Genomic DNA, 21,769 nt, shown 5'->3' on the forward strand with positions numbered 1-21,769 from the left:
GGCTTAGACTTAGAAAAACAGAAAAATATTTTTAGGAGGATTAATGTCCGAAACAAAAGAAACGACTCTAAAAACAGTGACTCCCGATGAGTATGAAAAAGCAAAAATTAAATTTAACGACGATGAATATTCGCAGGAAGAATTTTTAGCTCTTGCCAAACTTTATTCAGATTCTTTCAGAGATGTTAAAGAAGGTGAACTGATAAAGGGGAAAGTAGTACGAATCCAAGGCGATAATGTTATTGTTGATGTTGGATTTAAATCTGAGGGTACAATTCCAAAAATTGAATTTGCTAATATAAATGAGATTAAAATTGGACAGGAAATTGAAGTTGTTCTTGAAAGTGTTGAAGATCAGGAAGGAAATCTTGTTCTTAGCAAGCAGAGAGCTGACTTCTTACGGATCTGGGAAAAAGTACTCAGAGCACATGATACCGGAGAAATTATCGAAGGTAAAATTGTTAAAAGAATCAAAGGTGGAATGGTTGTTGACCTTTTAGGAATGGAAGCATTCTTGCCTGGTTCACAAATTGATATCAGACCTATCCGTGATTTTGATGCTTTTGTAGGTCAGACAATGGACTTTAAAGTTGTTAAAGTAAATGTTCCGACCGAAAACGTTGTCGTATCGCATAAAGTACTTGTTGAAGAAGAAATTTCTGATCAAAGAAATGCAGTACTTAATAGTTTGGAAAAAGGTCAGATTCTTGAAGGTGTTGTAAAAGCAATAACAGATTTTGGTGTATTCGTAGATCTTGGCGGTGTTGATGGTCTTATACATATTACTGACCTAAGCTGGGGCAGAATAAATCATCCAAATGAAGTAGTTAAACTTGATGAAGTAATTAAAGTTGTTGTTACTGAATTTGATGAAGAGAAAAAGAGAATATCACTTTCACTCAAAAAATTATTACCACATCCCTGGGAAAAAATTGAAGAGAAATATAATCTTGGAGATAAAGTTTCAGGTCGTGTTGTTTCTCTTACAGATTACGGTGCATTTATCGAAATTGAAAAAGGGATTGAAGGTTTAATTCACAATTCTGAAATGAGCTGGACACAGCATATCAAACATCCATCACAAATTGTAGCGATGGGACAAATGGTTGAAGCAATAATTCTTAGCCTTGATAAAGAAGAAAAGAAAATCTCGCTTGGTATTAAACAACTTGAACCAGACCCATGGGATACTTTGATGGCTAAATATCCTGTCGGCTCAAAGCATTCAGGTATTGCAAGAAACCTTACAAACTTTGGAGTTTTTGTTGAACTGGAACCGGGTGTTGATGGATTGGTTCATATCTCTGATCTTTCCTGGACAAAGAAAATACGCCATCCCGGCGAAGTTGTAAAGAAGAACGAAAGAATTGATGTAATTGTTCTTGGTGTTGATGTTGAACAAAGAAAAATCTCCCTTGGTCATAAGCAAATTATGGATAATCCCTGGGATCTTTTTGAGAAACAGTATTCGGTTGGAAATATTACCGACGGCAAAGTTGTGCGTATTATTGAAAAGGGAATTATCGCAGAACTTCCATCTAATGTTGATGGATTTGTTCCAACAACCCAGCTTTCAACTACAAAGATAAAAAATATTGCAAATCACTTCCCTATTGATTCGACTTTACCACTTAAGGTAATTGAGTTTGATAAAGAAAGTAAGAAGATTGTTCTTAGCGCAATTGCAGCACTTAAAGAAAAAGATGATGCTGAGATAGAAAAATATCTTACTGCTTTCAAATTGGATAAAGTATCAGTTCAGAGTATTAAAAATGCTGAAATGGGTACTATTGATTCATCTGAATTCCCGATCTTTGAAGTTGCTGAACCTGAGATGCCGAAGAAAGAAGAGACTGAATAATATTAACTCAATATTCTAAATTCAGAGCGGGAAATTATCCCGCTCTTTTTATTTAAAAAAGAAAATAAAAAGTGAATCAAAAAGTTGCATTACATACTTTAGGCTGTAAACTTAATTTTTCAGAAACATCAACAATCGGAAAACAGTTTTTAAAGAAGGGATTTTCAATTGTTGATTTCAACGATAAAGCAGACGTTTATCTTTTCAATACTTGTGCTGTAACTGAAGCAGCTGAACGTGAATGCAGACAGCTTGTAAGAAAAGCTCTCAGAATAAATCCGGAAGCTTTTATAATTGTGACAGGATGTTATGCCCAACTTAGACCTGAAGAAATTTCTGAAATTGAAGGAGTTGATGCCGTACTTGGAAGCAACGAAAAATTTGAGATATTCTCATTGCTTCAGGATTTTGACAAAAAAGAACTTTCGTGCATTTATGTTTCACCCAAAGAAGATCTAAATTTATTTGGACTTGCATCTTCAACGGATGCTGACAGCAGAACACGGGCATATTATAAAATTCAGGATGGCTGTGATTATAAATGTTCTTTTTGTACTATTCCGCTTGCCAGAGGTAAAAGCAGAAGTATGCCACCTGATTTAGCAGTAAATGAATTTAGGAATCTTTTAAAACAGGGCTATAAAGAAATAATTCTTACCGGTGTAAATGTTGGTGATTATGGAAAGTCATTCGATACTTCTTTTTATAATATTCTTAAATCCTTAATAAGTGTTGAAGGTGATTTCAGATTAAGAATAAGCTCAATCGAACCTAATCTTCTGACTGATGAAATAATCAGTTTAGCCGCTGAATCTGAAAAGATATGTAAACATTTCCACATTCCATTACAAAGCGGATGCAATTCAATTCTAAGGTCTATGCAGAGAAGATATACAGTTGAAGATTATAAAAATGTTGTTGAAAAAGTGAAAAAAAGGATTCCTGATTGCGGCATTGGTGTAGATGTAATTGTTGGTTATCCCGGAGAAACTGAAAAAGAATTTTTGGAAACTCATAATTTTTTACTTGAATTACCGGTTTCCTACTTTCATGTTTTTACTTACTCTGAAAGACCGGATACAAAAGCAATAAACATAAATGCTAAGGTTAGTGTAGCTGAAAGAAAGAAAAGGAATAAAATGCTTAGAATACTTAGCGATAAAAAGAAAAATTCTTTTTACACCTCAATGATAGGAAAAGAACTTGAAGTACTTTTTGAATCTGGTGATGCAGGTAAAACTATTAAAGGATTTTCATCAAACTATATTAGAGTACAGACAGATTATTACCCTGAACTGGAAAACTCAATTTGTTTTTTTACAGGAACCGAAATTCACAATGGTATTCTTACAGGAAAGATTAAAGAGATTAAAAAATCAATTGCTTCCTAAATTGCATAATTATAATATTGAAATAAAAAAATGAAAAATATCTTATTTCTGCTCATTATTTTCGCTGTTCAAATTTCTGCACAAGTAAATCAACAATCATTTTACAAACTTAAAAATGATGTAGTAAATCAGCTTCAAAATGCTGAGACCGAAACTAATTCTGTGTTTAACGATGAAGTTAAGAAAAAGAAAAGCACCGGATTAGCTATTATTTATTCATTTTTGCTGCCGGGTATGGGTGAGCTTTATGCTGAGGCTTATGATACAGGTGTTTACTTTACTATCGCTGAAGGAGTTCTTTGGGGCACTTATTTAGGAATGAATATGTATGGAAACTGGCAAAAGGATCGTTATATTTCTTTTGCACAGGTTAATGCAGGAATCACTACTAATGCAAAGGATGAAGATTATTATGCAACTATTGGCGAATATCTGAGCATTGAGCAGTACAATAATGACAAAACCTTCGAAAGAAATTTTAGTCAGATGTACAACACCGAAAAGTTTTTTTGGAAATGGAATTCATCTGATGATAGAAAAACCTACAGAAGTATGTGGGTATCATCCGAACAAACTTTTAATGATCTAAGATTTGTTGTTGGTGCTATGCTGGTTAACCGGCTTGTCAGCGCTATAAATGCAGTTAGAATGGTTTCAAAATACAACAAGAATCTTGAACAGGAAATAAGCTGGAATGTTTATCTGGATTTACAAAAGTTACCGGATAATTCTTCTGTTTATAATCTGAATTTTTCTGCTTCGTTTTAAACAAAAGAAATAAATAAGATAATCTTCCTTAAAAGACAATTTGGTTATCTCATTAATACCATTTTCTTTGTTTGTATATAATCTACAACCTTGCTGTTAGCGGATTGTATTTTAAGCTGATAGAAATAAATACCGCTCGATAGATTACCTGCATTAAATATTACTTCATAAACTCCAACTGGTTTTTCTTCATTAACAAGTGTAGTGATTTCTTGCCCAAGTAAATCATAAACACCAAGAGTAACAAGAAAACTCTCCTTCGTTCCTTTTCCTTTGTAAATATTAGCTGGAATGCTATAAGATATTTTTGTAACAGGATTAAAAGGGTTTGGAAAGTTCTGTAATAAAGAAAAATCAGTTAACTGTTCAACTTCAACCTTAACTTCATTTGAATATTTAAATGAGCCGTCATTGTCTGTTTGTTTTAACCTATACCTTATAAATTGAGACTTATCTGTTATGTTAGAAATATCATCTTTGAAAAAATAAGTATTTGAATTGGTCGTAGTGCCATTGCCTTTTACAAATCCAACAGATTCCCAAATCTCTTTCCGATTAACTTTAATTATTGACCGTTCCAGATCAAAACCATAATTATTCAGTTCAGATGAAGTTATCCATTTTAGATTAACAGTATTATTTTCTATCTGTGCTGAAAAAGAAACAAGCTCAACTGGAACAGGACTTTGAATAATAGTAACGGGAAACTTCGGTCCAAAATTCCAACGGTCGCGGGCATCAGGTATTGAGTCATAAACAATGCTCAATCCACAAGAATAAAGTGTATCGGTTAAAACTGAGTCAGGTGCAGTATAAGCAAAAGCCCAATAAATAGTATCCATAGGTGTTGGAAAAACGAGCGGAAAAGCTTGAGTTAATTCATTCGGCGATCTGTAATCCCAAACAGAAAACGAATCTACCAGAGACATTGTTCCATATCTTCCGGCAACATTGTAACCTCCGGCTTCTGCGGGACCTTTAGCAAGATACATTTTGAACAAAGCTGTTTCACCAGATATTAAAGTATCAGGTCCTTCAATCCAGACCATTACTGATGTATCAATCTCTGTTGTATGACAAACGCAGCCGCTGCCATTTAATTGTGTCCCGCCTAATAATTCATGATCAAACAGACCAGAGTATGCAAACACCACAAAAGAAACGAATATGACAAATAAAACAGAATAGACTTTCATAATTATGTATCTTGGACTAGATGAATAAGTTCTGCAACAATATAAAAAATCTAACCGCAAATTAAAACATTAAGTCGCTAGATCAATCACTCATTTTTTACTAAAATAAATCAACCTTGTAGATGATATTTTGTTTCAAAGCAGTTTCATACAGATTCATTAAAGCTTGCAAAACTATCCTTCCATTAAAACAAGTTTGATCTCAAGTAACTTATAGAAAGACCCTTATGTGGTTTAGAAAAATTATTCAACCACTATGCAAACAAATTTTTGCAAAAAGATTCATATTTAGAAAAGCAATTATAAATGATAAACTCCCTTAGTATTTAAAAATCTATTTTATGTATTTAAATAACAATAAAGTTATCAACGCTTGCTAAATCTAAACCTGCATTGCACTCTCAATTGTTCTAAAAAAGATATGATTTTAATGTGTTGCTTTGGTTTGTTGAAAAAAAAAAATTCCAACCATCACCTATGTATATATAACTCTGCTATTTCTGAAACTGTCCAAGGGAAATTACTAGCAATCATTATTATTCAGCTTTCTTTCTGTTATGTACTCATATTTGTACAAAAAACCTGAGCAAACTAAAAAAAAGGAAAAAAGAAAAGCCTTATAAGTTATTCACTTACAAGGCTTTTAAGAGCGGGGCCGACGAGACTCGAACTCGCGACCTCCTGCGTGACAGATATTCGCATTTCTGCTTTCCCGCTGTCAATTTACTGCTTTTTAGCCAGTGGGTACACATTGGGTACATCCGCGAAAGGAGTATCTATTATGTTTCTCACACCGCCTAACGCTAAAAGACGCTATTACCAATTAGTCTATTTTATTAATGGTAAACGAACAAAAATTTCTACTAAAACCACAGACAAAAAAGAAGCAGAAAAATTTCTAAAGTCTTTTGTGCCTCAAATCAAAGATAAGAAAGTTGAACAAGAAAAACTAAACGAAAATACAACCACAATAAAACTAAGCAGCTTCTTTACTGAGTATAAAATATATATTGGTAATACCTACTCTGAAAAGTACCTTAAAAAAGCTGTTATTCCTTCCTTCGCTGCTTTACAAAAAAATATCCCTGATATGCAACTCGAAACAATATCAACGAGAATCCTCGATCAGTTCATTTCTTCAGTAGCTGCCAGATCAAAATTTTGTGCTTCACTTTATTATCGTACATTGAAAGCAGCTTTTAATAAAGCTTTAGTTTGGAATTACATTGAAGTGAATCCTTTTAGCAAAATAAAAACTCCTAAGCTGCCTAAATCATTCCCGTTATTTATTTCTGAATGTGAATTGATTGAGATCCTGAATAACACAACTTCTAATTTGATGAAAGATATTTTCACGACTGCCTTTTACACTGGTATGCGTTTGGGTGAGTTGCTAAATATGAAATGGAACTGGATTGACTTCAATCAAAATATAATCACAATCAAAAACTCTAACCAATTTATTTCTAAGAACAAACGTGAAAGAATTATCCCAATTCATCAAAAAGTTAAGGCAATTTTACAAGCTCGTTTTCTGTTAGGCAAGCCGGAAAATAATCTATTGTTTTATAAATATGAAGATGTTAAGCTAAATGAAGATTTTGTTAGTAAGCAATTTAAGAAAGCTGTTAGGGCTGCTAAGCTTAATGAGAAAATTCACTTTCACACTCTCCGACATTCATTCGCTTCTGCCTTAGTACAGCGAGGTATTTCTCTTTATGCAGTAAAGGAATTGTTAGGCCACGAGAATATTAAAACAACTCAAATTTATTCTCATCTGCAGAAGCAGAATTTGATGGAAGCGGTGAATCTCTTATAAAAAGAATTTGAGTTTTTCATTTTTTAAAGTAAGCTAATTTTTAAAAATCACTGGAGGCAATAAATATGGCTAAAGGTAAGGGTTCCCACTCTGCATACAGAAGTGCAATTTCTGGTAGGTTCGTTACAACTAAGCACGGAAAATCTCATCCAAAAAAAACTGTTAAGGAAACAGTTAAAAATCCTTCTCCAAAGAAAAAATGAATCTTTAACGCAAGGACTGATTTAAATTGAATTTTATTTCCGTCCTTGCGTCCAATTTTTGTTTTATTCCCAAAAACTCCCCTCTCAACTCTCACTTTTCAAACAAACTGGTTTCAAAAAATGGTTTATGTTCAACTCTATCTATCTGTTTCTTTTCAATAGGTGAGACGCTGTTTTTAATTCCTTCTTGAGCGGGCGAAATTTTTAGACGAAGCCCCTTCCGGTTAGGGTTTTTCCCCAATCTAAAAGGATAGAGCGGACAATCCTGGATAATACATTCTCTCACTTCTTTTTTAGAACCACCGGAACAATCAAGACAATGTTTTTTAATTGCTTTTACTGGTGACAAGTGCATTTCTATTATTCCTTTATTTATTAATTACAATTTTTTGGTCGGAAATCCTTGGTAAGCTTTTATTCAATTAATTTCTGCCACTATTTCCATCCTTGCGTCCAAATAAATCAGCTTCACCTGTCCCGATGCGGGGACTCTTTTCTCTTTCCTTAAAGCATATCGTTCTTTTACTTCCGCTCTTTCCTTCAACAACTTCATAATTCTTCACCCTTCCCCATACCTTCAGCCAACGAGTAAATTTACTTTGCGTAAGCTTATCAAATTCTTCATACTCTTTCTTAAAGTTTTCATAGAGTTCTTTCTTTTCAAACTCTTTCCCTGGCGCAATCGATTCAGCGAATTCCACAAACTCCGGACAAGTTTCATCAATCAGTTTTTTCTTTTCTAAGTTTATATACTCATAAGCAATCAAACCTTTATTCAGATAGAGCTGCAAGCAGCCAATCATAAAATTATCAAAGTCGCTCCATTCTTCTTCATTCCATCCGCTAAAGAAGGGATTGCCAAAATCATCAACGGGACGATGAGATTTGTTATAGTAATCCGAAAACTCAATAATAAATTGCCTGTCAATTGTAGAGTCATCAACACCGGTGATAGAAAAGTTTGTACTTAAAACAATTTTCGGAGATTCAGTGAATGGAATAAAAATTTCATCTTTATTTTTTCTTTCTACAACGCAGCCGTCTGTAATAAGAGAGAACAATCTTTCAAAGGGAAATTTTTCCCGGATATCCTCAAAGCCAATTACATTTGTATCTGCCTTAACTCTTTGGAAAGCAAAATTCTTTGAAGGATTAAAATTCCTTCCATCCTCAATAACAACATTTCTAACTTGTGAAATAGATTTTATAACTAATCCTTTTCCGCTTCGTCCAAACGCACCTTCACTCAGCTTCTCATCAATAAACACAACAGCTTTAGCTAATGAAGGATCTTTGTAAGTATGAAGCAGATAGCCAATCCCACTCTTTAACGCATTATATCTTTTAACATCATTCCGACATACATTAAAAAGAAAATCTTCAAACACACTTCGCTTTGTACTTTCAACAAAGTTTCTGTTTATTATCTGCTTTCGCCAAATATGTTTATTCAGCTTCTTATAATTGTAAAACTCAATCGAACTGCGGCTTACCTCAACAAATCCGTTCTTAAAATAAAAGTAACCCTTATCGTAAGTGTCTTTGTTAAATTCAATATTCCTTGTAATTAAGAACTCAAGAAACTGCTGAGTGAAAAGCTGATTCGCGGATTTTATTAACGCATCAATAATCTCATTCCTGTTTGTTCCCTCAAGTTCTTCAGTAGCCATTCTTTCAATAAAATTCATTACAAACTCTTTTACATCAACATCAGCAATTTCCTCAACAATATTATTTTCAATCCGAACGAAGATATGACTCGATTCGATCTTGTATTTGCAAAATCCTTCGCTCTCCAAAAACTTCTTAAAACGTATTCGTGAAATTTTTATTCTGTCATTTTCTCGATGCCAGAATTTAATTACCGGTTTCTTCCACCCATACATTTCAGCAATATGATAAATCGTTCCTATCGTTACTCTGCCATCATAATCTTTATTAAGCAAATCAAATTTTTTCTTTAACTCAAATTCAGTGTCTTTATACTTAGGATTCTTTAAGCTCATCTCCACAAAATATTTCTCACCCTCTGCACCTAAAGGAACTAAAGCAAAACCTATTTTATACCATTCCTCATAACTTCCATCCGGTAAATTCTGTGAGAGGAAATCAAGCGCACTTTCCAACCTTGCTTTATCATAAAAAACTTTTTCACCATTGTTGTTTTGATTCTGGGTTTTCTCCCTCTCGCTTTGGTGAGCCTGTCCGCCTTTGGCGGAGGATGGGGTGAGGGTGCAATACTTCTCTAAGCAGCAAATCAACTTCTCCAAATCAACATAAACCGGCGGCTCTTTCGGTTCATCATAATAAAAATTATATATGCCACCGCTCTCGTGATTTGAAGGAGGCAAAGCAGTTTGGCAGTTCATCCATCTCAGTTCAATATGTTTGCAATAACCACTTTCCCTGCCTCGGCTCTCCGAAGGAGAGACGGGTTTTAGCTTAAATTTATAAACTGCTTTTTCACCACCAAGTCTATAGAAAGGATTTCCCTCTCCCTCTGGGAGAGGGTTAGGGTGAGGGCTTCTAATATAGATATGAAATCCTTCACCACTTCCACTTTGAACAACCCAACTATATTTTCCCGGCAGTTCCAATTCTTTTAAGATCAATTCAACAATCTCAAAATCTTCCACCCTATCAAAGTCAATACATCGCCAATCATTTATTCCTTGAATTCCGCCAAGTCCGGTTGAATTAGTCCATTGCATTTTTTCTATATCTTCAATTGTCTGAATATCATTTTGCCATCTATCCCAATCGATTATAGGTCTTTTACCTTTCAAAGGCAGCAAATTCATATTCAACTTCTGTTTATACGTTAATGCTATTTGCTTAAATAAACTCATATTGAAAATCCTTTTTTAATAATCTTGAAATCTTTCAATTTTGAAATCTTTACAATCTATTCACCGCATCCCTCAACTCTTCCAAATCCACTCCCGCATAAAACCTCGTAGTTACATTCACAGTAGAATGACCAAGCAGCTTTGACACAGTGAATATTGGTACCTTATTGCTCGCCCAACGAGTTGCTGCAGTTGCACGCAAACAATGCCAGTGAAGTTCATCGGGCAGCCCGGCTTCTTTAATTATTTTCTTCAATGACTTCGACACAGTATCCTTCTTGTATTGCTTTCCGTTTTTCTGAACGAATACAAACTCTCTCAATATTTTTCCATTCTCAATTTGCCTGTTGGAATTCCTGATTAATATTTGCTCCATTTTCTCATTAAAAGGAATCCGTCTTATTTTTTTCGATTTAGTTTTAAACAGCTTATTACCGATTGTTATAACCTTGTTTTTAAAATCAACATCACTCCATCGCAGATTATTTTCTTCATCTAACCTCATTCCTGATTCAACAGCAAACAGAACCATATCTGCAATAACTTCTTTCCCTTTTCTCATTAATCCTTCACAAACAATGTTTATCTGTTCATCAGTAAAAGCAATTGGATCTTCTTTTTGTCGTTTCGGTAATTTTACTTTTAGGAAGGGATTGATTGAGATGTAATTCCAGTCAACAAAAACATTAAACATTGTTCGATACACTTTCAGATAATTATAGCAGCCAAGAGGGGCAGATTTAGAAATCTTCATCATTAAATTTTCAGCTTCTTTTCTTTCAATTGTATTTAATGATCTGTTTCCGGGAATGAATTCTAAAAATCTTCTCTCAGCAGTCTTTGCAGTATCAACAGACTTTTTCGCAAGGTTAAACTCAATAAGTTTATTATACTCACTAAATGCCTGTTCAACTGAAACATCTTTCCTTCCGCCTGTGGAGGACTGCTGTGCTTGTCCCGGTGAAGCGTAAGCGTAGCCGGAACCTATTCCAAACAATCCAGCAAGAAGTTTTATCTTTTCAATATCCTCAGCAGTGAAATTTTTAAAAATCTGAAGAACATCACTTTGCGTCGAGTTTATCCCGCTTGCTGGGCTCTCTGCATTTTGCTGTTTATGTATGTTATTCAAGCTTTCCATATTTCTTATCTGTTTTTAATCCGTTTTATTAGTCTAATCCGTGTTCTATTCATAATCCCATTTTGAGCAGTCAGCATCACTTGTCGCGGCGTAGCCATTAGGCGAAGCCGGATCTTCCTCATCTTCATCACTGCCTTGCATTTCGTTTGACTTTTCACTTTTTACTTTTGACTTTTTACTTGAGAATATCCACTCATCTAATTCCACCTTTGAAAAAAACAGCATCTTTCCGGTTGGTCTATGACAAGGAATAATTTTACGCGAAGTTAATTTGTAAAGGTAGGAATGAGAGAACCCAAGATATTGTGCAGCTTGTACGAAGTTGAGGGGCTGATCGTTCTGCTTTCTGAGAAGAGTTTTAATCTCCTCAAGTTGTTTCTTTATTTCTTCCTTTTTCATAGTAAATCCTTCCAACAAAAAAGCCGCATTGACTTAACCCGGTTTAATGTCAGTAACCGAGTGTCAATAACGGCTCTTAATAAAAAAACCGTCAGCTTCCGAGTTATTAACTCGATTACTAACGGTTCGAAAAATATATTATGGATTAGGATTTTGTTTCACGGGTTTTTCACCTTTTTTCCCCATAAAATCCCTATTTCTTTTTTACAATATCATAACATTGTTCCTTTGTCCAATCTTTCCAACGAAAATTGTGTTCATCATATAATTTATTTGAAGCATCTCTTAAGCTAAGATATTTTTTCTGACCTGTTTTCTGATCTTCCAAATAAGCATCATTAACAAAAGTTGCAAATTCGCCTTTTGTACCTTTCCAATCTTTTTTCAATTCATCTTTCCCATTATCTAAAAGCTTTATTTCCCTTTTGATCTCTTTATCAAAATTATATGGTGCATAAAGGCTATGGTCAATTAAAATTTTGTTGTGCTTTTTTAAGAATAGTATATCCTTAAAATATTTTTTTCTTTCTGTTCTATCTTTAATGTTCCTTCCGAAATCTTTTACCTTTTCTAAGTCAAAGTTAAAATGTTTCAGCTCGTTCTTATCCATTAGCTGACTATTTTGTTTATAATTTTTTCGATATAATCAGTACTTCCAATCTGTAAAACGTTAAACTGTTCTGCTTCTTCACTATTCCTAAAATGCGCAATTTGGTGCAATGGCGTAACCGAAAGTATAAATGAATTTAGAATAAGATTATCATCATTTAGCTCTAAATCTTTTATCTTGTTAGACAGTTGTATTTTATCGCTTTGAAATCCATCTGCCTCATTTCTTAAACCGTGTGGATCAATAAATGTTAAATATTGTTTGTCAGCTTGTTTGATCCATAAAATAAAATCTGGATAAAATCCACCGGAAGATTCAAAGTAAAAACCAAATCCTTTTCTGCTTTGATTTCTCAATAGATATAATTCCTTATCCTCAAAAAAATCTTTATTCTCTTCAATATAAGTTCTCAAATCTTGAATAAAAGTTCTTTCACCTTTATTCAATCCTTTTGGTCTAATTGAAGTAATTAATTTCTTCCTGTTGATTGCAAGTGTCTGATTATCCTCATCATCTAATAACGGCTGGTATAAATGTTCCTCAAGCCAAGTGTTATTAATAACTGTATTGTTTTTAAGATTTATCGGATATGCCGGTTCAGTGCTATTTATAATTTGCTCAATATCATTAAGAATTTGTTCGATGTTGTGCAGCGGGTTTCCTTCATCGTCAGTTTCTATCAATTCAACAACATAATCAATTCCAGCTAAATTTGGGTGGTTACTGCTTAGTGGCACCGTTTCTAAATGTTGGCCTTCGTACACATTTAATTTTCTGTTAAAGAATAATGTTATGTATTGTTCAAAAATTAGAAGCACAACTTTATTCACTTTTTTAATATCTTCATAACTTTTAACAGCAAGCACATCATCAGTGTATAGTTCAAAATCTATTTCATTCAACAATCCCGGTAATTCAGTTTTTTCTATTCTTAGATTATTAAATCTTTTCTCTCTTTTAAATTTTAATAGACTTAAATAAATATCGTCCCATTTGATATACTTTTTTATTTTATCTTCTATTGCAGTGGTTTTTAATCTATCTGCACTATCATTACTTTGTCCTTCTGCAGTTACCAATAGTCTTTTAGTACTTAGGTCAATAATCACCTTTATGTTTTTATTTACCTCAATCTTCACTTCTTCAGTTTGATTAAATGGAGTAATATTATCTTTCTTTTTTAGGCTGGTTAATCCAAGGTTACTTAAATTTTCCTTTGGCACAATTCTAAATATTTTCTCACTCTTTCTTACTTTAACACCTTCCTGGCTCAAATCATCTCTGAATTTTTTCATATAATCAGCATTCAATCCGAATATATTCAGCGTCTCAACAATATCAATATTTTGATATTCATTTCGCTCACTTCTTTTAAGCGAATGATTTTTACCCCTTAAACGCACTCCTCTTCCAAATAACTGTATTATTTGAGCTCCCTCTGCACGCCCAAAATTAATTAGTCCAATTGATGAAACCCTATAGCTGTTCCATCCCTCAATAAATTTCCTCGCACCAATTAATAAGTTTATAGGCTTTTCTTTATTTGCGGATATTGTATCAAATAAAGGCTCTGTCAGCTTATCTTGTTCAAAAGTAAATTCATTCTCCAGACTTGTCTTAAAAGTAGATACATCACCAATATTTATTAAACCAAAATAATTTTCACTTCCTTTTAGTCTTAGTGCAATTTCCCCATCAGCTTTTGAAATTACCCATAATATAAGTTGGTCTGGTTCAACAGCATTAAATACTTCTTTTATTATAAATCTGTATACCCTTTCTGAATCATTCAATCGTTCTTTTATGTAAATCAATTTTGTATAATAATCTTCTTTATATATTCCTTCATTTGAGAATATATTTTGAATATATCTTTTGTATTTGCTCCCGTTATCAAGAAAATCTTTAATAAACTCCAATAATATTTTAACATCACTAACTGTTACAGTATTGTCTTCTTTCTCGCTTTTACTCGTTGCTTTTGGATTCACCGTATGCCCGATAAAAATTAGCAGCGGATTTTCAATATTGTATTCCTCAATTTCATTCTTATTATTTTTATAAAACAAAACTTGCTGCACAAATAGGAGTAAATTCAGAAGAAGATAATTTTGCTTTCCTTCATTATTCTCAATGTATCTGTTATCGCTTATATTATGAATCCAATAGTCCTTTCCGTAGCCATCTCTGTGAAATTTACCATACGAATAATCAAATATTATATTTTTTGCGTATTCATCTTGAAGCGAACCGCTTATTTGTCCAAACGTTGCACTGTATTCAAAGGTAAAACCATTAAATCCGATTTTTTCTCTTAAAAATCTCCAAACGCTTTCATCTTCACCCGATGAGCCTTTATGTCCTTCATCTACAAAAAGAGCATTGCTTTGTTCAAATTCATCAACTCCGATTGTTACTCCTTCACCTTTTTTTGATTCTCTTATCTTATGAATATCAATTACTTTAACCTGGTCACCCATTTTATTATTTAAGTAATAGTCAGCTTCAATAGAATCGGTGGCTAAATCTTCCAAGTGCTGTTTGCTCATCATTTCACTGGGTGTAAGCAAAATATAATTATTTGCATTTGTCCCGTAGTAATTGCTGTAGTGTTTGTATTGAAGAATATTGAAATGAAGTATAAATGTTTTCCCGGAACCCGTTGCATTCCAGTATGAAAGTTTATTTAATTCTTCTGTTTGATAATGCGGTAAGTCTAAACGCCGCGAGTTATTATATCCGTGTAAATACTGATTCAGCTTATCACAGAATTCATATTTATCATTAAAATAATTATCCAAATAATATTCAGTAAATATTAGCGAGAAATACTGAAAATACTTTAAACTTATTTTTCTTTCACGGCTTCTGTTAATAACTGCCAAATGCTTTATAATATTATCTTCATATCCTTTCAGTTTCAGCAGCCCAAATTGTAAAGTTTCGCGACTAAGCATCTGGTAAAAAATTGAATTTCCCGGAACATCATAACCAAGTTCATAATCCTTATATTTATTCCTCAAGTCATCAAAACTTGAAAAACCAAATTGCTCCAGTAAGAAATGAAATAAAACAGTCTTGTTAGTAAGCATTATTTCACATCCTCAAACATCAATCTCTTAAACTCTGCCTCAGTACTTTCTGCCCCAAATCCGTTATCTGCATTGCAGTACAACTTGGCGTTCATATCAAAATAAGGCAGCGATTTTATCCAATCCCTTTCATCATCTAAACGTAACGAGTCGTCAAACTTCCGCCAAACCACAAAATAATTTTGCTGTTTCTTTGTGCCGGTAATTATTCTATAAATTCTGCCGTTATGTTCTTCAGTTTTTATTTTGTCCACATCAATACCGAGCAAGAAGTTGAAAGTAGTTACCAAATCTACATTCTGCAGCTTTCTTTCATTCTGCTGTAGTATTTCCATTTTGTAATTAAACGGATCTGCAAACCTATCCACCATCATTATTGAAGCGCTGTTTTCCGCTCCTTCCCTAAATCTATATTTTATTCTGTCTTCAAATTCTAATTCAATTTCTTGTTCATCAAAAACAATGTTGTTTAAGCTGTCTTCGTATTGCTCAAGTTTTTGGTATTGTAATATCGTACTATAACCATCAAGGTTTTCTCTATCCTTTGGTTTGCCGTCTTTCCATTCAGCAGCAAACATTATTTTTTTTAATCTTTTTAAAAGTACGCTTTCAAAATACTCTCCCATTTCCATTAAAATAAATTTTCTATTCCCGTCATCTTCTTTATTTAATTTTATCACTGCGTGACCGGTTGTACCGCTACCAGCAAAGTAATCAATTATTAAACCTTTATCGTTAAAATAAGTCTTACTTTTAATAATAGCTTCCAAAAGCGTGATAGGCTTTGGATAATCAAATTTATTTTCATTAAATAATGAGTATAATAGCGCTGAGCCATCTTCATTTGTTCCAACTTTTATATCTTCATTAGGCATAGAAGGAAATGGTTTTGAACTTTCACCCTCCCTAAAGAACCTTGGTAACATTTTATCCTTATCCTTTATAATAATTGTTGCTCCTTTTTCTAATTCTTCTTTAAGAAAATTTTGAGTCCACGTAAAATTTCCCTCAAGTCGTACCGGATTCATATTCATTTTATTTCTTACCCTTATTTTTTCCAACACCCTTACAATAGATGCTGTAGTTCCATATTCGCCTGGCTGTATTTCAAATTCACCGTTATCCTCATTTATAAATGTTATTTTTCCTATATCAAAAATTAATTCTTTAATTGAATTACCATTTTTGTTCAATGGCTGGGATTCTTCTGGATCAGCTTTGCCACCGAATAAAAATTGTTTCGGATAATTTAAATCAGTAATTAATACATAATCTGATAATTTGTTTACTGTATTACTTAAATGGCCACCCGTTCTTGTTCTTCTCCATACAAAATTGCCTAAAACTCGATAACCGCTATTTTCATATAATGAGATTGATCTTGCTAATTCATCATCACCAATGCTTTGGAATTGCAAACCGTCTTTTGCTAAAACTTTTTTTACTTTATTTAATCTATCGCTCATCATATCAACCCACGTTGAGTGTTCAAAAGAATCTTTATATACAAATTTTCCTTGTTGTCTGTCTAATTCTGTATTGTAAGGTGGATCAATGTATGAGAGGGTTACATTGTTCTTATATTTATTTTCAATTACATTTAATCCTTGCCAATTCTCAGAATTTATCAGTAACCCATTACTTTTTTCATCAATCCTTTCAATATAATTTAACAGTTTAAATTTTAGCCCATCATTAAAAAACTTTGTATCAATTACTAATCCCTTATTATTTTCAATTTCTTCTTTACATATTTCATTGCTTTCGAGAAATCCTAAATCCACCCATTCATTAATTTGCTTTTTCTCTGCATCGTTTACTATTGCTTCAACAACCTCGCTGTAAACCTCTTCCGGTATCATAGCCATTGTCATTACATATTCGCTCTGCACAACAAATTTTTTCTTTTCAAAAAGCCGCCGCTGGAAGTTCTCAAGTTCACTTAAGAAGTCTATAATTGTGTATGCCGCTTCTCTTATTACTCCGGCTTTAACAACATTTAATTTTATTGCTTCCTGCACATCCTCTTCACGCCAGTCCGGGTCAAGAAAATTTATAGAAAGAATTTCATTCTTTAGAAAGTAATCCAGCTCTCTCATTAAAAATTTCTTAAGGTCTTTATGTATGAAGTAATCAAATTTATTTAATGAAGTGTAACGGTTTAAGTGGTAGTAAAAGACTTTCTGCTGTTTCTTATTTACCTCACGCTCTTTACTAAAAAACAAACTTAGCTGCGGATAGTTTGTTTCGTTTATTTTTCTCTCTAAAGCAATAATTAATTGTTCATTAATTCCCTTATTATCTTTCTTAACGGACTGCTTGCTTCCCCAAGTTTCTTTTTCGTTTTCATCCGGCACTTTATAATAAAAATAAATACTTAACTTTTTATCGGCTTCGTTCCATTCATAAAAATCTTCCGCCGGAATAAATAATCTTCCTTTTTGGTTCTGGTTATTATTAACGCTTGTTTCCACATCTTTAATTCTAAACTCTACAGTAATTTTGTCTTCGCCTTCTTCACCATTCGTAAAAACATAATTCTTAAAATTCTCTCCGGTTTTTATATAATACTGGTCGTAATTAGCCCAATAAAGCTTTACCTCCTCGCCGTCATAAGGTATCATATAGGTTTTATCGCCGGCACGCGGCTTTGTCACAAAATCGCCTTCCTCATAATAACGTTCAAAAAATCTGTAAAGCTCATTATAAACATCCGTCTCGAGTTCCTCGGAAATTCTTGCATTATCTAATTTCTCTTTTAATAAAGAATACCTGCTATATTTTTCCTTAAACAATTCAATCTGTCCATATTGATCAACTTTAGTTTCAAAGTCATTGCCATAAGTTGTTTTCAATTCGGTTGTAACGGTTTCCAAATCTCTTTTAACATCTGCGGAAGCTCTATCGGCAAGTTTCTTTTTTACTTCTTCTAACTTTTCCGGCAGCACATTATTGATAAATTCCTCAACATCACGGCTTCTTAATTTTAGAATCCGGTAAATACCAAAGTCCAAATCGGTATTATTTAACTGGAAAAGTTCTTTTAATAATTCAATAAAATTTTCTTTTGGATTTTGCGGCATCTGAATTCCTTAATTCTTTTAATTTTGTCATTTTTCTTCCCTTAGATTTCTCCCGGAGTTTATCCCGATTTTTTCGGGAGTCGAAATGACAACACACACTGTCATTTCGAGTGAGTCCTCGAGCGAGAAATCTTTCATTCACTTCTCACTTTGTCATTTTGAAGAAGCGAAGCGACCGAGAAATCTTTTCTTTTTTCTTCTCTTTCTTTCAATTTTTGTAAAAATATCATAATTTGCGTTAAATTACTACAAATTTTCGTTCTTTTTAATGAATAAACTAAATTATTCAAGCATTGTAGAAGAACATATTAGGTCTCTTGACGACAATGCTTTTCTTGAAGTTTGCAGTAGATTACTGGAAAAATTATTTCCTGATCACAAATCATCTGTAAATGGGGAAAGCGCCAAACAAGGGATTGTAATTGAATCGGTTTTGTATAAAGCATTGCCTTCTAATTTAAACTCAAAATCGGTTCTTAAAAATTTATTGCCCAAAAATAAAATCCAGTTTAATTTTTGCACTTTGTTTGCAAAAGATTCCGGTTCAGTTGATGGTAAAATTAAGGAAAAGTTGAACAAATTATACCCCGGAAATGTTTTTAATATTTGGTCGCCTTTGGATATCTCCGCCAAAATCCTTTCCTTTGAAATGAAAGATATTACTTTTATTCTCGGTTCAAATTCTTTGCTCGCTTCCTATATGTACAACACCTACAGTGAAGAAAGAGACCGCTCGATTCTGAAATCAATTTTTGATTATTTATTTAATGCGCCGCTTCCAGCTGATTTTAAAACGCTCGCCGAAGATGATATTAAACTAAAAAAAATTGAAGAAAAGATTCCCTTAAATTTTGGGAAATATCAATTCGATATTGTTAAAGATATGTTTGTTAAATGCTTCTCCAATATATTATTGGCTGAACAATTTTTGAAGTACCAGCTCGAAATAGATTCACGCCAAGTTGATTTTTTAATTAAAAGGATTCGGATGTCATTCTGTGAAATCAGAGATATTGCTGATTATCGTGTTATACTATACGATTATAAAATCATAGAAAAGATTGCCAAAACTTTAGTCCAGCCTGAACATCGCGATGATGATTATTACATTCACAATGCAACTGCAATTGTATTTTTATTTTTTGAAGCTTGTGAATTTGGCGTAAGGACGGAAGAAGAATTAAAAGAACCTTCTTTTTGGAGCTGACAAGAATAGATGATTATTCCGAATAAATACGAAGACTTAAACCAGAATCCTTTAATTATTGGGTCATATATAATAGAGCATCTAAAAGATAAGCCGTACAATATTGAAAAACTTTTTCAAAGGCTTCGTGAAAAACATTTGCTTAATTTAGAACAATATTATAATGCTATAACATTTTTATGGTGGGCTGATATAATTACTTTTTCAAATTCTCAACTAAATTTAACAAAAAATGCTGCTGAATAAATTATACACCATTGGTAAGGAATTTTTTGAACCGATTGAATTTCAACCTGGTGTTAATTTTATATTCGGTAAAAAAGAAGTTGATACAGATACTAAGGAATCACTTAACGGAATCGGCAAATCCGCCTTACTTGAATTAATTGATTTTGCTCTTCTGTCCTCATTCAAGAAAAATGAAGGCAAGAGAATTTATGATGCTAAAAAAGCTGGTATACTAAATGGCATTTCGGTAGTTCTTGAATTTACTGTTGATGATGAGGTTTATAAAATAATTAGGCCATTCGATACACCGGCTCGCATTAAATTTTCACAAATAGATTCCGCTCCGGTCGAATATTATATTGAAGATTTAAAACCCGTTCTTTGCGATCTTATTTTCAAACGTCCGGACTATCCCGGTTTCTATTCCAATCAATGGTTAAGAAAACTTTTACCCTTTTATATTAAAATACAATTTGCAAAAGATCATAAGTTCACCAATCCTATAAAATACTTGAAAGGTTCTTCTCTTCCTGAACTTATTCAATATCATTTCTATTTACTTAACATCGATAATGAAATATCCCATCTAAATTATGAAGTTCAGCAAGAATTGAAAAAGCTTGGCCCCGCGCTCGATGAAGTAAGCGCTATTCTTAATGTGACTTATAACCTTAAAGAAATTCCGGCAGCAGAAAATAGAATAAGTAATCTTGAAATTGAAATCGAAGAATTGAACCGTTCAATCGATGCCTTCAAATTAAAAAAACAGTATAAGGTTGAAGAAAGCAAAGCGGATAAATTAACCTCTGAAATTAAGCAGCTTTGGTTTCAGAATAATAATGATCAACAAAAAATTGATAATTACCTTGAAAGTTTTAACCTTGAATTGGGTTTTACTACTTCTAAAGTAAAAAGATTATACGAAGAATTTAATTCTTTACTTGCCGATAATATTAAGAAATCTCTCGATGAAGTAATTGCCTTTCGAAAATCTCTCGTTAAATCACGAAGTGAATTTTTAAAAGATGAAATCGAAAGGTTAAAAGGTGTCATTAGCGAAAGGGAGGCTAAAATAGAAGCGATGGACAAAGAGCGAAGCAGTATTTACAAATTTTTATCAGCCCAAAAAGCCATTAAAGATTTAACTTCCGCTTATCGCTCTCTTGATGACCTAAAAACTGAGATGAATGATTTAAAAAGCAAAATCACTATCTATCAAAATCTTTCCCGCAAAAAAATATCAATTGAAAAACAAGAAAAAAATATTGAAGCCGACTTGTTGGATTTCAAAGATAAAATTAATCGGCAGCAATTTGAATTTGCTCGTGTATTATCCGGAATATACCACAGACTTTATGCAGACATCAAAGCCCCCTCTGAATTTGTTATAAGTACAAATTTCAAAACTGATGCAAAGCTTACGATAAGTATTTTAGAATCCAGCAAGATGCTTTCAACCGGCAGAAATCAAGGGAGAACACTAATATATGATTTATCCGTTTTATTTTATTCAATAGAAAAAGGTTACAAGGCGCCTCGTTTTTTAATCCACGATGGAATATTTAATGAGATGGATAAAACACATTTGATTGAACTATACAAATACTTAAATGAACAGAAAGCAGACGGCAAAGAATTTCAGTACATCCTTACTTTAAATGAAGAAGGAACACTCACAGACAATTTCGGCGAAGCAGACTTGCTCACTCCCGAAAAAATTGCCAATGAATCTATAAAAGTACTTACACCAACTAAATTATTATTTGGAGTAGATTACTCTATATGAAAGATGAAGATTTTAAATATGAACTTCTGAAATCATTTCATCAACAATTTGCCCAGAACCAGAACCACAATCAAGGATAATATTCTTCAAGATGACAGATAGCTTTACGATTTGGTAGTAAAAGCAATGATGGATGATT

Annotated in this window: 16 protein-coding genes; 8 read left to right on the top strand and 8 right to left on the bottom strand. The window is 33.0% G+C overall.

All coding sequences use genetic code 11. From position 1 onward, the window contains the following. Positions 1–43 precede the first annotated feature (43 nt). The 3 genes from rpsA to ROY99_13640 all read left to right on the top strand — a co-directional run bounded on the left by rpsA (position 44) and on the right by ROY99_13640 (position 4,020). Positions 44–1,861, top strand: coding sequence for a 30S ribosomal protein S1 (rpsA, locus tag ROY99_13630; GenBank protein MDT3697419.1), 1,818 nt, complete (start codon positions 44–46; stop codon positions 1,859–1,861). A gap of 71 nt (positions 1,862–1,932) precedes the next feature. After that, positions 1,933–3,252 (top strand): tRNA (N(6)-L-threonylcarbamoyladenosine(37)-C(2))-methylthiotransferase MtaB, encoded by a 1,320-nt coding sequence (gene mtaB / locus ROY99_13635; GenBank protein ID MDT3697420.1) that lies wholly within the window; start codon positions 1,933–1,935, stop codon positions 3,250–3,252. Between the two features lie 30 nt (positions 3,253–3,282). Beyond that, entirely contained in the window at positions 3,283–4,020 is a 738-nt protein-coding gene (locus tag ROY99_13640) for a hypothetical protein (protein MDT3697421.1), read from the top strand. Positions 4,021–4,064: 44 nt separating this feature from the next. On the opposite strand, the gene ROY99_13645 is transcribed toward ROY99_13640, so the two are convergent. Further along, positions 4,065–5,216 (bottom strand): choice-of-anchor V domain-containing protein, encoded by a 1,152-nt coding sequence (locus tag ROY99_13645; GenBank protein ID MDT3697422.1) that lies wholly within the window; start codon positions 5,214–5,216, stop codon positions 4,065–4,067. Positions 5,217–5,997: 781 nt separating this feature from the next. Between ROY99_13645 and ROY99_13650 the strand changes: the two genes are divergently transcribed. Together ROY99_13650 and ROY99_13655 are read left to right on the top strand one after the other, a co-directional pair. After that, entirely contained in the window at positions 5,998–7,035 is a 1,038-nt protein-coding gene (locus tag ROY99_13650) for a tyrosine-type recombinase/integrase (GenBank protein ID MDT3697423.1), read from the top strand. A 65-nt stretch (positions 7,036–7,100) separates the two neighbouring features. After that, on the top strand, positions 7,101–7,238 hold the full coding sequence (locus ROY99_13655) for a hypothetical protein (GenBank protein ID MDT3697424.1): 138 nt from the start codon (positions 7,101–7,103) through the stop codon (positions 7,236–7,238). 91 nt (positions 7,239–7,329) lie between these two features. Here ROY99_13655 and ROY99_13660 read toward each other — a convergent pair whose 3' ends face one another. The 7 genes from ROY99_13660 to ROY99_13690 form a co-directional block, all read right to left on the bottom strand. Continuing rightward, complete coding sequence (locus tag ROY99_13660; GenBank protein ID MDT3697425.1) at positions 7,330–7,593, bottom strand: hypothetical protein; 264 nt, start codon at positions 7,591–7,593, stop codon at positions 7,330–7,332. Between the two features lie 67 nt (positions 7,594–7,660). Further along, entirely contained in the window at positions 7,661–10,087 is a 2,427-nt protein-coding gene (locus tag ROY99_13665; GenBank protein ID MDT3697426.1) for a PriCT-2 domain-containing protein, read from the bottom strand. A 49-nt stretch (positions 10,088–10,136) separates the two neighbouring features. Beyond that, positions 10,137–11,225: a site-specific integrase gene (locus ROY99_13670; GenBank protein MDT3697427.1), complete on the bottom strand. Its 1,089-nt coding sequence runs from the start codon at positions 11,223–11,225 to the stop codon at positions 10,137–10,139. A gap of 45 nt (positions 11,226–11,270) precedes the next feature. Next, a complete protein-coding gene (locus ROY99_13675; GenBank protein MDT3697428.1) occupies positions 11,271–11,624 on the bottom strand; it encodes a helix-turn-helix domain-containing protein in 354 nt (117 codons plus the stop codon). Between the two features lie 193 nt (positions 11,625–11,817). Further along, the gene (locus tag ROY99_13680; protein MDT3697429.1) at positions 11,818–12,234 is read right to left on the bottom strand and encodes a hypothetical protein; all 417 of its coding nucleotides are present in this window, start codon (positions 12,232–12,234) and stop codon (positions 11,818–11,820) included. After that, a complete protein-coding gene (locus ROY99_13685; protein MDT3697430.1) occupies positions 12,234–15,326 on the bottom strand; it encodes a DEAD/DEAH box helicase family protein in 3,093 nt (1,030 codons plus the stop codon). The genes ROY99_13680 and ROY99_13685 overlap by 1 nt, the downstream gene beginning before the upstream one ends. Next, entirely contained in the window at positions 15,326–18,409 is a 3,084-nt protein-coding gene (locus tag ROY99_13690) for a site-specific DNA-methyltransferase (GenBank protein ID MDT3697431.1), read from the bottom strand. Before ROY99_13690 ends, ROY99_13685 begins: the two co-directional genes overlap by 1 nt. A 268-nt stretch (positions 18,410–18,677) precedes the next feature. On the opposite strand from ROY99_13690, the gene ROY99_13695 reads away from it, so the two are divergent. Genes ROY99_13695 through ROY99_13705 form a run of 3 tightly spaced genes read left to right on the top strand, consistent with a single transcriptional unit; the run spans position 18,678 to position 21,630 of the window. Beyond that, positions 18,678–19,616: a hypothetical protein gene (locus tag ROY99_13695; protein ID MDT3697432.1), complete on the top strand. Its 939-nt coding sequence runs from the start codon at positions 18,678–18,680 to the stop codon at positions 19,614–19,616. 9 nt (positions 19,617–19,625) lie between these two features. Beyond that, positions 19,626–19,862, top strand: coding sequence for a hypothetical protein (locus ROY99_13700; protein ID MDT3697433.1), 237 nt, complete (start codon positions 19,626–19,628; stop codon positions 19,860–19,862). Next, positions 19,849–21,630 (top strand): DUF2326 domain-containing protein, encoded by a 1,782-nt coding sequence (locus ROY99_13705; GenBank protein MDT3697434.1) that lies wholly within the window; start codon positions 19,849–19,851, stop codon positions 21,628–21,630. The genes ROY99_13700 and ROY99_13705 overlap by 14 nt, the downstream gene beginning before the upstream one ends. The last annotated feature ends 139 nt before the right edge of the window (positions 21,631–21,769 follow it).

This window comes from Ignavibacterium sp. (assembly GCA_032027145.1).
GTDB lineage: Bacteria > Bacteroidota > Ignavibacteria > Ignavibacteriales > Ignavibacteriaceae > IGN3.

What these genes read in the sequence shown, in the direction of transcription:
- rpsA (MDT3697419.1), top strand. Translation starts at nt 44, where the DNA reads ATGTCCGAAACAAAAGAAACGACTCTAAAAACAGTGACTCCCGATGAG.
- ROY99_13640 (MDT3697421.1), top strand. Translation starts at nt 3,283, where the DNA reads ATGAAAAATATCTTATTTCTGCTCATTATTTTCGCTGTTCAAATTTCT.
- ROY99_13645 (MDT3697422.1), bottom strand. Translation starts at nt 5,216, where the DNA reads ATGAAAGTCTATTCTGTTTTATTTGTCATATTCGTTTCTTTTGTGGTG.
- ROY99_13650 (MDT3697423.1), top strand. Translation starts at nt 5,998, where the DNA reads ATGTTTCTCACACCGCCTAACGCTAAAAGACGCTATTACCAATTAGTC.
- ROY99_13655 (MDT3697424.1), top strand. Translation starts at nt 7,101, where the DNA reads ATGGCTAAAGGTAAGGGTTCCCACTCTGCATACAGAAGTGCAATTTCT.
- ROY99_13660 (MDT3697425.1), bottom strand. Translation starts at nt 7,593, where the DNA reads ATGCACTTGTCACCAGTAAAAGCAATTAAAAAACATTGTCTTGATTGT.
- ROY99_13665 (MDT3697426.1), bottom strand. Translation starts at nt 10,087, where the DNA reads ATGAGTTTATTTAAGCAAATAGCATTAACGTATAAACAGAAGTTGAAT.
- ROY99_13670 (MDT3697427.1), bottom strand. Translation starts at nt 11,225, where the DNA reads ATGGAAAGCTTGAATAACATACATAAACAGCAAAATGCAGAGAGCCCA.
- ROY99_13675 (MDT3697428.1), bottom strand. Translation starts at nt 11,624, where the DNA reads ATGAAAAAGGAAGAAATAAAGAAACAACTTGAGGAGATTAAAACTCTT.
- ROY99_13680 (MDT3697429.1), bottom strand. Translation starts at nt 12,234, where the DNA reads ATGGATAAGAACGAGCTGAAACATTTTAACTTTGACTTAGAAAAGGTA.
- ROY99_13685 (MDT3697430.1), bottom strand. Translation starts at nt 15,326, where the DNA reads ATGCTTACTAACAAGACTGTTTTATTTCATTTCTTACTGGAGCAATTT.
- ROY99_13690 (MDT3697431.1), bottom strand. Translation starts at nt 18,409, where the DNA reads ATGCCGCAAAATCCAAAAGAAAATTTTATTGAATTATTAAAAGAACTT.
- ROY99_13695 (MDT3697432.1), top strand. Translation starts at nt 18,678, where the DNA reads ATGAATAAACTAAATTATTCAAGCATTGTAGAAGAACATATTAGGTCT.
- ROY99_13700 (MDT3697433.1), top strand. Translation starts at nt 19,626, where the DNA reads ATGATTATTCCGAATAAATACGAAGACTTAAACCAGAATCCTTTAATT.
- ROY99_13705 (MDT3697434.1), top strand. Translation starts at nt 19,849, where the DNA reads ATGCTGCTGAATAAATTATACACCATTGGTAAGGAATTTTTTGAACCG.